This is a genomic window from Alkalispirochaeta americana (genome assembly GCF_900156105.1).
Lineage (GTDB): Bacteria > Spirochaetota > Spirochaetia > DSM-27196 > Alkalispirochaetaceae > Alkalispirochaeta > Alkalispirochaeta americana.
Window position 1 is genome coordinate 171,787 of the sequence record NZ_FTMS01000003.1, and the last position, 13,287, is coordinate 185,073.

Sequence of the window (13,287 nt, forward strand, 5' to 3'; positions counted from 1 at the left end):
AGTTTATATAGATATAAAAAGCCCTGTTTATCCAGGGAGATCCGCTGGCTAGAAAATTTCCCGCTTGATCGGGTTTATTGAGGTTAATCGGGGTTAATCGATCTTCGTGCATTCTGGTTGGGGATGTGGTAAATTCGCCCATGATGCTTTTCTGCAGCCACCGCTTCATCAGAGTTGGTCTCACCCGATTCAGGCCCGTCCTGGAGCTCTCCCTGATCCTCTTCCTCACCAGCCTGCCCGCCGTGGCCGGGGAATCCCCGCAGTCTGCTCCCGAGCCCGATTCCCGGGTCAGACAGGAGATGCTTCTGGCTCCCCTGGTGGGCCGGAACATGCATCCTCTCTTTCTTGCCGTGCCCCCTCTCCCTGCCCGCCGGTCGGCACTCCTGGAGCCGGGAGAGCAGGAGATATCCTCCGCTGTTCATTGGGGGAACAACTTCACCATGGAAGGGCTTCAGAGTGATCGAACCACGGTAGATCTGGAGCTGGATTCGGAAGCCCTCTACAGCGGGATAGCCTGGGCTCAAGGTCTTCCGGGCGGCAGGGAGGCTCACCTCGGGTTTGACATCTCCTGGCATTTTGGAGGGGCCATGGACCCCCATATCTCGAACTTCCATCATTTCTTCGGGTTTCCCGACGGAAGCCGGGAAATACGCCCTCACTATAGTTGCAGGATGGTGGTTTTTCAGGATGACGAGCGAATACTCGACGAGAAAGGCCCTCTCTTGCCTCTGGTTCACCTTTCGGTGGAGGTTCGCCAGGCGATCCTCTCGCGAAGGTCGCTGGGGCCGGGGGTTTTTCACCTCTCCCTGGGGGTTCTGGGAGCGCAGCCGGTTCCCGTGGGCGAGAGAAGGCATCCCCTTTCGGCAAACTTCCCCTCGGGGGCTTTTCGCCTCTACGGAGGATATCAAAGTGGTCCCTGGACAGGGGAGTTTGCCGGAGGGGTTGCTGCCGTCTCCCGGCCCGCCTACCTGGGGTCCGGCAACTTTCACCCCCTGATCGTTCCCTTCGATGCAACCCTTGGGCGGGCCTTGGGGAATCGCGCTTCCCTGGTTGTGACTGTCTCCGGTTCAACCAGTCCTTTCCGTCTCGGCTATGACCGAACGGACCGCCATAGCGCGACAGTGAATGTGGGAACCCGTCTGGCCCTGTCAGAGAGGGATGTTCTGCAGCTGAGTTTTACCGAAGAGTTTTTTACCTTCGCGGCCACGGATATCGGGTTTCACCTTGGATGGAATCGGAGAATATAATTTGTGAAAACCTTTTCTTGACAGGTCGGTAAAAGCGGTTTACCGTCATACTAGAAAAAAACAGGAGGAGTGTGTATGGCAAAAAAATTATTCTGTATGGTCGCCGTTGCTGTTGTTGGCTTCGGGTTCCCGGCGTTTTCCGGAGGGCGGGCCGAGGCGCCGGCTCCAGCAGAAAAACCCGAGAAGCTAACGATCATCGCCCTGGACATTGACGTGGTTCAATTTGGCCCGGCGGCGCAGGTTTTCGAGGATACCTATGGGATCGAAGTGGAATGGCTGGAGTTCCCCTATGGTCAGCTCTGGAGTCAGATCACAACGGGTATCACAGCGGGAACTCCCATAGATCTCTACATGATGAGCAACTCCTGGCACGCCGAGCTGGGTGGGGTCGGAATGGCTATCCCTTTGAACGATCTGGCCACCGATGCCGAGCTTGATGCGATGACCGAGAAATATTTCGATATTACCCGGGAGTTTCTTACATCCCACGACGGCAAGCTCTGGGGGCTTCCCAGTACCGCAGCATCGGTCTCTTTCTTCTACAACGCAGCAATGTTGAAAGAACTTGGCTACAACGAGCCTCCCGCCACATTCGACGAGATGCTGCAGATCTCCCGGGAAGCAATCGACCAGGGCCTTGCAAGTTACGGGTTTTTCCCCGGCTGGATTGCCGGCGGCGAATGCGGTATGGTTCAGTTTGATATCATGCTGAAACTGTTCGGCGGCGAGTGGATGAACGAAGATCGCACTGAGTTCACCTTCAACAGCGAAGCCGGAATCAACGCCCTTACCTACATGAAGGAAATCCTGGACGAAGGAATTGTGCCACGGGCAGCCCTGGAGACCAGCGACTGGGACAACTTCCATTTCTTCCTCGCCGGTGATCAGCCTTTCGAGATCAACTGGAACTTCATCTGGGGCAGGGCAACAGATCCCGAGCAATCGTCTATTGTGAACGATGTGGCTGTGGCCCCGATTCCGTCGATTGTGCGGGAGGCCTATACCGTTCTTGGTGGCGGAGGGTATGCAATTTCTCCCACTTCCCGCTCCCCCGAATGGGCGTTCAAGCTTTTGCAGTACATGAAGGGCGAGGAAGGAGCCCGTGGAGTCATGCGCCAGCAGGGTGGTGCAGAGGGAACAATCAAGGCGCTCTATCAGCCCCCGCTGGTTAACGAGTTTCCCCCGGAAGAGTATCCCCTGGTGGAGACGTTCCAGCGGCAGATCCAGGAAGCAGGCCTCAGGCCAAGTCACTTCCTGACCTGGTACTCCGAGTTCCGGAATAACATCTTTACACCGGCTATGCATCTGGCTCTTCTTGGCGACCGATCCCCCGAGGAAGCGCTGAATCAGGCCCAGGCAGCCGCTCAGCGGATGCTTGACAGGGAAGGCCTCTGAGGTCACGCCGGGGGAAGCTCTTTTGGGCTCATCCCGTGTAAAACAAGTATTAGGACAGAAGTAAATTGTACTGTCTTCGGCACCTCTTCCGGGAGGTGTCGGAGATATCTTCTTCCAGCCGGGGACATTTCCCGGCTCTCATCCAGAGGTGGCGCTTTTGAAAACCAAGGATCTTTCGGAACGACAGCTTGGTGCAGTAATGATGGCTCCCACGTTCATCCTGATCCTCTGTACAGCTGTTCTGCCCATATTGTACGTCCTGTTTCTCAGTACGCAGGATATTCGCGGTCTTATGAACCGCGGCTTCGTTGGGTTCCAGAATTATGTGACAATCTTTGAGTCAGGGCATCTTCAGGCTGCCTTGGGAGCAACCCTTTATTTTGCCCTGGGAACGATCGTTTTTCAGATGGTTATAGGAATGATCGTTGCCCTCTCTCTCAATGTGGACTTTGCCGGAAAAAACTTTGTAAGATCCCTCATTCTCATCCCCTGGGCGATACCGACCTCCCTGGTGGGTATCATGTGGAGTCGATTTCTTTCCTCCACCGATGGGTATTTTAACGCGACCCTGAGACTTCTGGGGTTAGTGCAGGGTGAGATGAACTGGTTTCTTGACCGGTTTCTCGCGATAACCATGGTGGTTCTGGTCGATTCCTGGAAGTTTACGCCCATCACGGTAATGATCTTTCTCGCCGGCCTGCAGGCGATCCCGCGTTCCATGTACGAAGCTGCGCTGGTGGATGGTGCAAACCGGTGGAAACAGTTCTTGTATGTTACCCTTCCCGTTATGAAGCCCGTTGTACTGGTCGCGCTGATCATGCGCACCATTTTTGTCTTTCACGCCTTTGATCTCATCTTCATTCTTACAAAAGGTGGCCCTGGTGATTCCACCCGGGTGCTCTCGTACTATGCCTATCAGGAGTCGTTTATCTTCCTTCGTCACGGTCGGGGTGCGGCGGTGGCGTTCATACTTTTTCTTTTCACGGCTCTCATAACCGTGGGGTATGTGCGAATGTTGCGCGAGAAGAAGCCTGCCTGATCCTGGGGCTGGTCCCGGGGATGTGTGGCGGCACATCAATTTTTACACACAAGGCGAAGGAATTCATGAATACACAGAAATTGTCAGGTTGGCTAAAGGTCGTACATCGGCTGATTATTGTTGGAATCGTTCTGGCGGTCTTGCTTCCGTTCTATTGGATAGGGGTGATGAGTGTCACGCCTCAACGCCATATTGCAGGGAAAATGATCCCCACCATGGTTCCTCGCGATGCATCGCCGATTGCCTACGCCCAGGTTTTGGGGTTTGCCGAGGTCCAGGGTGCTACGGGACGCAGTGCAGCCCAAATGTACCGGCGTTCCCTCATGAACAGCATCATTGTTGCGGCAACCTCAACCCTTCTGGCCCTTGTTCTTGGAACTGTCGCGGCCTACGCGCTTGCCCGGCTTGATTTTCCCGGAAAAAACGTCGCCTATGTACTCATTCTGGGCAGCCGCTTGCTGGCGCAGGTCACGCTGGCGGTGCCCATGTTCATCCTCTTTCATCGATTGCGGATTCTGGACACCTACTTACCCCTGATTATCATGAACACGTCTTTTTGTATGGCCTGGGTGACGCTGATCATGAATAATTACTTCGATATGATCGATAAGGAGATGGAAGATTCCGCGCGGGTTGACGGCTGTACACGGTTCGGAGCATTTTGGCGAATTCTTCTTCCCATGGCGATTCCCGGGGTCATCTCGGTGATGCTGATATCCTTTCTCTTCTCCTGGGGGGAGTTTCTCTATGCGTTGCTCTTCACCAGTACCGCCGCTGCCCGCACCATGCCGGTAGTAATGTCCATGTTCCTCGGGCAGTTTGCAATCGAGTATCGCCTGCTGGCGGCCGGGCTTGCTGTGGGGGTCCTCCCTCCGGTATTGCTCGCTCTTGTGTTTCAGCGGTTCATTATTAGTGGTCTCACACAGGGTGGGATGAAAGGGTAGGGCCTCTGGCTCTTGCTGAAGCCTTCGCTGAAGCTTTGGCCAGACCCCTGGAAAGGAACGTATAGAACAGTGAATCCAAAACCAATAATCATCGACTGTGATCCCGGACACGACGACATGGTGGCTATTATGCTGGCCTGCGCCAGCAAATCCATCAAGTTATTGGGGGTAACTACCGTCGCCGGTAATCAGGAGGGTCACAAGACCTTCGAGAACGCCCTGCGGGTGCTCACGCTGATCAACCGGGGGGATATTCCTGTTGCCCGGGGCGCTGACAAACCCCTTCTGCGGGATCTGATAATTGCCCCCGAGATCCATGGCTCTTCAGGACTGGATGGTGCAGAACTCCCCCTTCCCGGGGTGGAGCCCTGGCCAGGCCATGCCCTGGATCTTCTGGAAAAATTGATACTTGAATCCCCCGAAAAGGTGACCCTCGTTCCCACAGGGCCTCTGACAAACATCGCGCTCCTGTTTCTCAAGAACCCTGCTATCAAGGAACGGATTGAGCAGATCGTTCTCATGGGGGGCGCTGCCCTGGACTCCAATTTCACTCCCGCTGCAGAGTTCAATATCTTTGTTGATCCCGAAGCCGCCGACGTTGTCTTTTCTGCGGGGCTGCCTCTCACTATGGTGGGGCTCGATGTCACCAACAAGGCAGTGATGACCTTCAGCGAGATAGAGGAACTGGCTCGCCTGGGAGGTCCCGTTTCGTCCGTAGCCGCTCCTCTGCTGGAGTTTTTTGCACAAGCCAACAAGGATGTGTTCGGGATCGAGGGCGCTCCCATCCACGATGCACTGGCTGTGGCCTCTGTGATCGACCCCTCGCTTCTGAAGGCAGGCCATCATCATGTAGCGATCGAAACACAGGGCACCCACACCCGGGGACGGACTGTGGTGGACCTCTATAATATTACCGGAGAGGAGCCAAACGTTGCGGTCGCCCTGGAAGTGAATACCCCGGCCTTCATCGCGATGCTCCGCAGAGCCTTCATCACCCTGGACGAGGCGGTTCAGGGAAAAGGGTAGAGGAAGCCCCTCCCGCAGCAAAAGGAGGGAGGGGCTTTTTTTATTCCATCAGTTAGTCTTGACAAACAATAAGAATCTCTTTAAACAAAGTTAGTATGTTGCACGATCCTGGCGATATTCATGTTCCCGAGTCCCGGGAAGAGCCCCTGCTCTTTCGTTGCCGGGACATCTCCTTTTCCTATGGACGAAAAAACGTTCTCCACCAGATTTCTCTCTCCGCCGGAAGAGGGGAGATCATTGGATTGCTGGGCCCTAACGGGTGCGGAAAATCCACCCTTCTACGGTGTATTGCGGGAGTCCTGAAGTCTCACCAGGGCTCACTTCACTATGGGTCCTCATCAAAGTCCGGGCTTGCACCGCGGGAACGGGCTCGGCATGTGAGTTTTCTTCCCCAGCATCAGCTTGATGTGCCGGGAATCACCGTAAGAAAGCTGGTTATTTTGGGAAGGAATCCCTATTCGGTCACGGGGTGGCATCAGTCAGCAGAGGACCGCCGGGCAGTACACCAGGCCTTGGAGCAGTTACAGCTTCTGGATCTCCAGCACAAGCCCCTGGATCAACTCTCGGGAGGGGAACGTCAGCGGGCCTGGATCGCCATGACCATAGCCCAGGATACGCCCCTCATTCTTCTGGACGAACCGGTGAGTTATCTCGATCTGCGTCACCAATGGGCGGTCCTGGAGGTGCTCACCGAGCTGAAACGGACGATGGGGAAAACCCTGATTGCCGTTTTCCACGATGTAAATCACGCCATGGCCGTGTGCGACCGCGTGTATGTCATGAAAGAGGGACGAATTTACAGCCGGGGGTGTCCCGAGAGCGTTCTCAACGAGGATTGCCTCCAGGAGGTTTACGGGGTCCGCACCTGTCTCTGTTCTGTCGGAGAGGGAGAGCGATCGGTGGTGGTTCCCCTGTGCCCCTGCAAGATGAGAAGGACCGGGCCTTCAAGCTCAGTCAAAACCACAACAGAGAAAGAAGGAGTGCTATCATGACCAAGACCCATCAGAAAAAGAGGACGCCCCTCTGGGTAATCCTGGCGACGGTGATTCTCACAGTGACACTTTTCAGTTCCTTCGGCCGAACAGAATCGGCAGAAGATTCTCTCGGGGAAGGGGGGCTTCAGGGATGGGTTGTCACAGACCATCTGGGTCGGGACGTTTATCTGAAAGCTCCTCCCCAGCGGATCGTGGGACTCTCCCGACAGTTTATGGAAGAGTTGTATGCCATCGGCCTTGTTCCCGTGGGAAAAGTGGAGGAGTACAATAACCGTCCCGAAATGAACGCCCTCCCCAGCTTGGGGCGTCAGGGAAGCCCCGATATCGAGGCGATCCTGGCCCTTGAACCGGATCTGATTATTGCAAATGTGCGGCAGCATTCAGAAATGACGGAAATGCTGGAATCAATGGGAGCAACTGTTGCCTTTGTTGACCCCTCCTTTGAGGGTGACAATTTTTTCACCGATCGGATTCTTCTCTTTGCCCAGTTGACAGGGCGGGAACAGGAGGCTGCTGTCTATTGTGAACACATCACGGCGGTCCTCGAGGAGGTCCAGCAGCAGATTGCTCCCCTGGGTTACGAGCGGGGAATAATTGTCCAGGGCGGAAGCGAGATGATTCAGGCGGCTCAGCCCACTGGTCTCTACGGAGCGCTGCTTCCTTCGCTGGGAATACAGAATGTGGTTCCCGCGAACCTCCCCGGCTCTGGCCGGTCCACCTTTGTCACCTACGATATCGAGGCCATAACCGAGGCTGATCCCGATATTCTGGTGATTCGGTCGGCCGGAAGTGGTGAACGGAATCTGGAGTGGCTTCGCACCTATTACCTGGATAATCCTCTCTGGCAGGGGGTAAGAGCTGTCCGGCAGGGTCAGGTCTTTGTTTTGCCCCAACGCGTGAACCCGGGCAACCTTTCCAGCGAAGAAGCCCTGCGGATCACCGCTGATGTTATCAGCAACAACTGATCCCAGGTCGTTCGGGCTGGCTTTCACAGCGCTGCTTCTGGCCACCGGGCTGGCAGTGGCGCTCAGCCTGAACTCCGGAACGATCAGTTTTACCGTTTCCGAGGTGGTTCGTGCCCTCTTTGGTCAGGCTCAGGGCCCGCAGATCCTGGCATTCCAGGTTATCAGAAATATCCGGTTGCCCAGAGCCCTGGTGGCAGCCCTCTGCGGGATGAATCTGGCCGTGGCGGGCTGTCTCCTGCAGGCGGTGTTGAGAAACCCCCTGGCCTCACCCAACATCATCGGTGTCTCGGCGGGGGCGGGGTTCTTTGCTGTTCTGGTGATGGTGGTGTTGCCGGGACACCTTCATTTTGTTCCTCCGGCAGCTTTCGCAGGAGCCTTGGGAGCGGCCGCCCTGGTGTATGCCCTGGCTGCCTGGCCCAGAGCGCTCGATGCAGGAGGGGGAACAGTAACGATCATCCTGGCGGGAGTCGCCATTTCGGCCCTTTTGAACGCGATCACCTCGGGAATCATGGTGCTTCACAGCGATGACCTGGACGTAACCTACACCTGGCTCATTGGAGGCCTTTCGGGACGCAGTTGGAACCATGTCGCTCTTGTCGCTCCCTACAGCTTGCCGGGAATTGTCCTGGCAATTTTTCTGAGCCCCAAACTGAACCTGTTCCCCCTGGGGGACGAGATGGGATCCGGTCTGGGGAGCAACATAGGGGCCTTGCGATTTCTCTTTATTGCTCTGGCGGCGGCTTTGGCCGGAAGTGCTGTCAGTGTGGCAGGAACAATCGGTTTCGTCGGTCTGGTGGCCCCCCATATCAGTCGCCTTGTCGTGGGCAATGACAGTCGGGTGCTTCTGCCCTTTTCGGCTCTCATGGGAGCCTTTCTGCTTCTGGTGGCTGACCTCTGCGCCAGAACTGTCTTTATGCCCGTTGAGCTTCCCGTGGGGGTGGTCACGGCGGCGTTGGGAGCTCCCTTCTTTATCCTTCTTTTGGTCCATCGAGGACGGGAAGGCGGCCACGGCAGCACACAATAGATGCAGGAGCCTGTAGAGAGTAGCAAGAGACAAAGCAAAACTCGCGAAAAACCCGCGAGAAAAAATCAGATCAAGGAGTGTGTGATGGCCTTTAAAGATGGATATATTTCTATTTTATGTATTATCCCCTGTCCCCTGCGGCCCCGATTCAATCGGATCTTCGAGGAGTATCTGGAAGAGTACAACCGCAGCGCTTCCCTGCCGATCTATTGCCCCAGTCTTGAGGGTATGAGTTGCGATGATGCCGAGGAGTTGCTCGAAGGAGCCCGCACGCGGGAGGATTTGCCGGAGCTGATCGTTGCAACGGCAGGACACGGGACGTTCAGCCACAATTTTCGCAGCCGCTTTGTAGAAACAGGCTTGTATGAGCCCTGCGTGCCCGAGGGGTTCCACACATCCCTGCCGGTTTCTCTGAAAGGAGAGATGGATCGGCACAAGATAGGGCTTCTGGCGGCAAGCGGATGGTCTTGCCTGCTGGATCAATCCGTGGACAGTGAGAGTCCTCTCCCCGGCTCGTGGCTTGATCTTGCCGATCCGTGCTACGCCGGGGAGATCTGTTTGCACGGCTGTGACGAAACAGTTTCAAACACAGCTCTTCTCTACCGGATACTCAAGGCCCGGGGAGAGGCCGGGCTGGAGCAGTTCGCCCGGAATGTAACGGGGGTCAAGCATTTCTCCCGAATCATCAAGGCTATGGATAGTTCTTCGCCGGAGCGGAGCCGTTTCAGCATTATGCCCGGGGCGGCAGCCACGCAGATTCCCCGACACAAACGGGTGGCTATGCTCGATTTCGCCGAGGGGCCTCTCTTTGCTCCTCTGCAGGTTCTGGCCGCAAGGGAAACGAGGGGGTGTCGGGAAGAGCCGCTGGCCTTCTTCTACGGTGAAGACTTCAGGAAGCTGCTCACCTTGGGGGGGTATATCATGGCTGACGAGATATCTCCGGACCATTCCTTTGTTCTTCCCGACTACGACCACATCCTTTCCCGGGGGTATGAGGATGAGACGGAAGAGCTGAAGCGGCGTTTCTCGGGATACCTTGTGTCATGAAGCTTGTCACCGTCTCGGGGCCTCCCTCGTCGGGGAAAACGGCGGTCATGCTGAAAGTTCTCAAGGTTTTGCAGGATCAGGGCCACCGCACCGGGGTGGTCAAGTTTGACTGCCTCACAACGCACGATAAGGAACTCTACCAGGAGCTGGAAATCCCCGTGAAGGTTGGGCTGTCGGGAAACCTTTGTCCCGACCACTATTTTGTCAGCAACATAGAGGATTGTCTGAACTGGGGACTTCAGGAGAACCTGGACTATCTTGTTTCCGAGAGCGCCGGTCTCTGCAACCGTTGTTCTCCCCATATAAAAAATGTCCTGTCCCTTTGCGTCATCGACAACCTCATGGGAATCCACACGCCACGGAAGATAGGGCCCATGCTCAAACTTGCAGATCTTGTGGTGATAACCAAAGGGGACATTGTCTCCCAGGCGGAGCGGGAGGTCTTCTCCTTCAAGGTCCGCCAGGCCAACGCCGGTGCCCGGATTCTCTTTGTGAACGGCATAACCGGTCAGGGGGCCTATGAGCTATCCCGACTGATAGCCGATGCCCCTGATCAAACGAGCCTGCAGGGAGGGCGCTTGCGCTTTCCCATGCCAGCGGCGCTCTGCTCCTACTGTCTGGGGGAAACCCAAATTGGAGAGCAGTATCAGGTCGGAAATACCCGAAAGATCAAGGTGTGAACCATGAACCAGTGTGATTATTTGTTATCCCTCTCCTGGGAAGAGCTTTGCAGCGAGGCTCCCCAGCTGATCGATTTTTTCAGGGGGTACGGGATAGATTCGGCCCCCGGAGCTCCATCTCCAGGTCATCAGATAGAAGCCATGGGGGAGGATGACTTTCTCGACATCGGTCTCACCAAGGGACAGCTTCTGCGAAACCTGAGAGACTTTCTGGAGAAGATCGATGACATGACCCGGGCCGGACAGAAGGATGTGCGGGAACTATCCCTCCTGGGAGGTCACGACAAGGACGGAATTCCGGAAGATCTTGTTATCACCCTGAGGCGGGGCGAGATTACGGGGATCGTGGGGCCCACGGGGTCAGGAAAAAGCAGGCTCCTGGCCGATATCGAGTGGCTTGCCCAGGAAGACACCCCCACGGGGCGACGAGTCCTTATCAACGGGGAGCCTCCCGACCCGGAGTTGCGTTTTTCCATCGAGCATCGGATCGTTGCACAGCTCTCGCAGAACATGAACTTCGTCATGGATACCACGGTGGGAGAGTTTCTGAAACTTCACGCCGAGAGCAGAATGATCGACGAGCCCCGTATCATCGAGAATATAATCACCATGGCCAATGAGTTGGCGGGAGAGCCCTGTACGGCAGAAACGGCTGTCACGGCTCTGTCAGGAGGGCAGAGCAGGGCCCTGATGATCGCCGACACAGCATACTTGAGCACCTCGCCTATCGTTCTCATCGACGAGATAGAAAACGCCGGGATCGACAAGCGCAAGGCCCTTGATCTTCTGTGCAGCCGGGAGAAAATTGTCTTGATCGCCACCCACGATCCGCTCCTGGCCCTGATGTGTTCCCAGCGCCTGGTGATCCGCAACGGCGCGGTCCAAAAAATCATTGCTGCCGATCGTGACGAACAGGACCAGCTGGAATCACTTCTGCAAATCGATAGCGTTATTCAGGAATTACGGCGCAGGATCAGAGCGGGCGAGCGAATCCGAGAGGGGGCGCCCGGTATCCTTCCGGATATTCTGGGGAAACCTCTTCACGAAGGATAGTCTGTGCGTGCCCGGATTTATGTACTCTTCTCAGGAGGTTCGTTTATTCCAGTTTTCTCATATTGAATTCGTTTATTTCTTTTTTGCTTTTAAAAAGTATTTTTTTGAGGCGTTTTGTTTTCACTATTTTCATATTTGCCGGAATCGTGAAGTGACAACCGCTGGATGCTACAATTTTTCTTGACACGTGGACAAACGCAGGATACCATCTCCCTTCGTTTCGATAAGAAAAGAGGAGGACGAATGAACAAAATGAAAACCCTTGGTTTGGTGGCTCTTATGGTTTGTGCTGCAACCACAGCACTCTACGCAGGCGGTAAGGCCGAGGCAAAAGATGGTGACGATTACAAGCTGGTGCTTCGGCTCAGCCACGTTTTCAACCCCGTGGAGCAGCTCTCCCAATCCATGGACTGGGTGGCCGAGCGCATCTACGAGCGGACCGACGGAGCTATCGAGATTCAGACCTTTCCCCAGGCGCAGCTTGCTGCTTACAAGGAAGGTGTCGAGCAGGTTGTGCGCGGAGCCAACTTCATCTCCGTGGAAGACCCCTCGTTCATCGGTGACTACGTACCGGACATGAAGGCTCTCTACGCTCCCATGCTCTACCAGAGCTTTGACGAGTATGTGGAACTGGTGCGGACCGATCTGGTTCAGGACATGATGGCCCGTGCCGAGGAGCAGGGTATCAAGATCCTCGCGCTGGATTACATCTACGGCTTTCGCAACCTGATGACCCGCCGCCCCGTGCGGACCCCTGAAGACCTGTCGGGTCTGCAGATTCGGGTTCCCGGAACGGATCTGTACATCAACACCCTGAACAACATGGGTGCTATTGCGAACCCCCTTCCCTGGGGCGAGACTCTTTCCGCAGTACAGCAGGGCGTCGTTGACGGGCTCGAAGGTTCAGAGTTCACCAACATCGGAAACAAGGTCTTCGAGACCGGTGCGACCCACGTAGGTCTCTCACGGCACATCCTGGGAACCTGTGGTGTCTACATCAACATCGATGTCTGGAACAGCATCCCCGAGCAGTACCGGGAGATCATCCAGGAAGAGTTCACCAAAGGCGCCGCCGAGGGGAACGCGATCCTCATGGCCAACCACGCCGACGTTGTGGCTGAGCTCGAGGCAAACGGTGTGCAGTTCCACGAAGTGGACGGCGAGGCTTTCCGTGCCCGTCTGGCTCCCATGTATCGGGAACAGGCCGGCATGACCCCCGGAATCTTCGATGCCGTATTTGCTGAGCTCGACGCGATCAGGAACTAATCTCTTGCGTTCCTGAGAAAAATCTCGACCGGGGCCTGTGCGTTGGCGCAGCGCCCCGGTTTTCAGTGAGTACAAATCATGAAAAACAAGCTTTCAACTATTTTATTCCACGCCGAGGAGATCGTGAGTGCGCTCTTTCTCTCGGTAACAGTTTCAGTTGTTATTCTCAACGTAATTTTGCGCTATGGCTTCAGAAGCGGTCTTTTCTGGGTTGAGGAAATCGCCACCACGGCCTTTATCTGGAGCGTCTTCATCGGCGCAGCCGCCGTCTATAAACGGAGGATGCATATCGGGATTGATCTGATTACGCGTCTCTTTCCGGAGTCCTTTCAGCGTGTTATTGCCGTGATTATCGATCTGATGATGGTTCTAATCAACGGATATGTCTGTTATCTGAGTGTCCTGATGATCCAGTCTAACCGGCTCAAGACTACACCGGTCCTCAACATTCCCTCGATCTATGTGAATCTGGCAATTACTATCGGTTTCGGGCTCATCATGCTCCACGCCATAGGGTTCGTGTACCAGGACATAAAACTCATTGTGCAGGCCGGTCTCTCGTCAGAGCCGCCAGCGGAAATCGCGTCCGAATAGATTTCTGATACA

The 13,287-nt window shown here is 55.5% G+C and carries 13 protein-coding genes; all 13 read left to right on the forward strand.

What is annotated here, in order from left to right; genetic code table 11:
• Positions 1-140 precede the first annotated feature (140 nt).
• The 13 genes from BW950_RS03580 (at position 141) to BW950_RS03640 (ending at position 13,275) form a co-directional block, all read left to right on the forward strand.
• Positions 141-1,247 (forward strand): DUF3187 family protein, encoded by a 1,107-nt coding sequence (locus BW950_RS03580; protein WP_076487916.1) that lies wholly within the window; start codon positions 141-143, stop codon positions 1,245-1,247.
• Positions 1,248-1,322: 75 nt separating this feature from the next.
• The gene (locus tag BW950_RS03585; RefSeq protein WP_083943686.1) at positions 1,323-2,642 is read left to right on the forward strand and encodes an ABC transporter substrate-binding protein; all 1,320 of its coding nucleotides are present in this window, start codon (positions 1,323-1,325) and stop codon (positions 2,640-2,642) included.
• A gap of 292 nt (positions 2,643-2,934) precedes the next feature.
• Positions 2,935-3,681, forward strand: a complete 747-nt coding sequence (locus BW950_RS03590; RefSeq protein WP_159438709.1) for a carbohydrate ABC transporter permease — start codon at positions 2,935-2,937, stop codon at positions 3,679-3,681.
• A 65-nt stretch (positions 3,682-3,746) separates the two neighbouring features.
• Positions 3,747-4,625 (forward strand): carbohydrate ABC transporter permease, encoded by an 879-nt coding sequence (locus BW950_RS03595; protein ID WP_076487919.1) that lies wholly within the window; start codon positions 3,747-3,749, stop codon positions 4,623-4,625.
• Between the two features lie 69 nt (positions 4,626-4,694).
• Positions 4,695-5,651 (forward strand): nucleoside hydrolase, encoded by a 957-nt coding sequence (locus tag BW950_RS03600; RefSeq protein ID WP_200796783.1) that lies wholly within the window; start codon positions 4,695-4,697, stop codon positions 5,649-5,651.
• 95 nt (positions 5,652-5,746) lie between these two features.
• On the forward strand, positions 5,747-6,643 hold the full coding sequence (locus BW950_RS03605) for an ABC transporter ATP-binding protein (RefSeq protein ID WP_083943688.1): 897 nt from the start codon (positions 5,747-5,749) through the stop codon (positions 6,641-6,643).
• Entirely contained in the window at positions 6,640-7,611 is a 972-nt protein-coding gene (locus BW950_RS03610) for an ABC transporter substrate-binding protein (protein ID WP_076487920.1), read from the forward strand. Before BW950_RS03605 ends, BW950_RS03610 begins: the two co-directional genes overlap by 4 nt.
• Positions 7,592-8,635 carry a FecCD family ABC transporter permease gene (locus tag BW950_RS03615; RefSeq protein WP_076487921.1) on the forward strand — a complete coding sequence of 348 codons (1,044 nt, stop codon included), beginning with the start codon at positions 7,592-7,594 and terminating at the stop codon, positions 8,633-8,635. Before BW950_RS03610 ends, BW950_RS03615 begins: the two co-directional genes overlap by 20 nt.
• 84 nt (positions 8,636-8,719) lie before the next feature.
• Positions 8,720-9,682, forward strand: coding sequence for an ABC transporter substrate-binding protein (locus BW950_RS03620; protein ID WP_076487922.1), 963 nt, complete (start codon positions 8,720-8,722; stop codon positions 9,680-9,682).
• On the forward strand, positions 9,679-10,362 hold the full coding sequence (locus BW950_RS03625) for a GTP-binding protein (RefSeq protein WP_076487923.1): 684 nt from the start codon (positions 9,679-9,681) through the stop codon (positions 10,360-10,362). Before BW950_RS03620 ends, BW950_RS03625 begins: the two co-directional genes overlap by 4 nt.
• A gap of 3 nt (positions 10,363-10,365) precedes the next feature.
• Complete coding sequence (locus BW950_RS03630) at positions 10,366-11,415, forward strand: ATP-binding cassette domain-containing protein (RefSeq protein ID WP_076487924.1); 1,050 nt, start codon at positions 10,366-10,368, stop codon at positions 11,413-11,415.
• Between the two features lie 243 nt (positions 11,416-11,658).
• Positions 11,659-12,681, forward strand: a complete 1,023-nt coding sequence (locus BW950_RS03635; protein WP_076487925.1) for a C4-dicarboxylate TRAP transporter substrate-binding protein — start codon at positions 11,659-11,661, stop codon at positions 12,679-12,681.
• 78 nt (positions 12,682-12,759) lie between these two features.
• Positions 12,760-13,275 carry a TRAP transporter small permease gene (locus BW950_RS03640; protein WP_076487926.1) on the forward strand — a complete coding sequence of 172 codons (516 nt, stop codon included), beginning with the start codon at positions 12,760-12,762 and terminating at the stop codon, positions 13,273-13,275.
• The last annotated feature ends 12 nt before the right edge of the window (positions 13,276-13,287 follow it).

Bases quoted from the DNA above. Each gene is read 5' to 3' on its own strand.
- BW950_RS03615 (WP_076487921.1), top strand. From the start codon at position 7,592: ATGTTATCAGCAACAACTGATCCCAGGTCGTTCGGGCTGGCTTTCACA.
- BW950_RS03595 (WP_076487919.1), top strand. From the start codon at position 3,747: ATGAATACACAGAAATTGTCAGGTTGGCTAAAGGTCGTACATCGGCTG.
- BW950_RS03630 (WP_076487924.1), top strand. From the start codon at position 10,366: ATGAACCAGTGTGATTATTTGTTATCCCTCTCCTGGGAAGAGCTTTGC.
- BW950_RS03590 (WP_159438709.1), top strand. From the start codon at position 2,935: ATGAACCGCGGCTTCGTTGGGTTCCAGAATTATGTGACAATCTTTGAG.
- BW950_RS03610 (WP_076487920.1), top strand. From the start codon at position 6,640: ATGACCAAGACCCATCAGAAAAAGAGGACGCCCCTCTGGGTAATCCTG.
- BW950_RS03635 (WP_076487925.1), top strand. From the start codon at position 11,659: ATGAACAAAATGAAAACCCTTGGTTTGGTGGCTCTTATGGTTTGTGCT.
- BW950_RS03620 (WP_076487922.1), top strand. From the start codon at position 8,720: ATGGCCTTTAAAGATGGATATATTTCTATTTTATGTATTATCCCCTGT.
- BW950_RS03605 (WP_083943688.1), top strand. From the start codon at position 5,747: ATGTTGCACGATCCTGGCGATATTCATGTTCCCGAGTCCCGGGAAGAG.
- BW950_RS03640 (WP_076487926.1), top strand. From the start codon at position 12,760: ATGAAAAACAAGCTTTCAACTATTTTATTCCACGCCGAGGAGATCGTG.
- BW950_RS03580 (WP_076487916.1), top strand. From the start codon at position 141: ATGATGCTTTTCTGCAGCCACCGCTTCATCAGAGTTGGTCTCACCCGA.
- BW950_RS03585 (WP_083943686.1), top strand. From the start codon at position 1,323: ATGGCAAAAAAATTATTCTGTATGGTCGCCGTTGCTGTTGTTGGCTTC.
- BW950_RS03625 (WP_076487923.1), top strand. From the start codon at position 9,679: ATGAAGCTTGTCACCGTCTCGGGGCCTCCCTCGTCGGGGAAAACGGCG.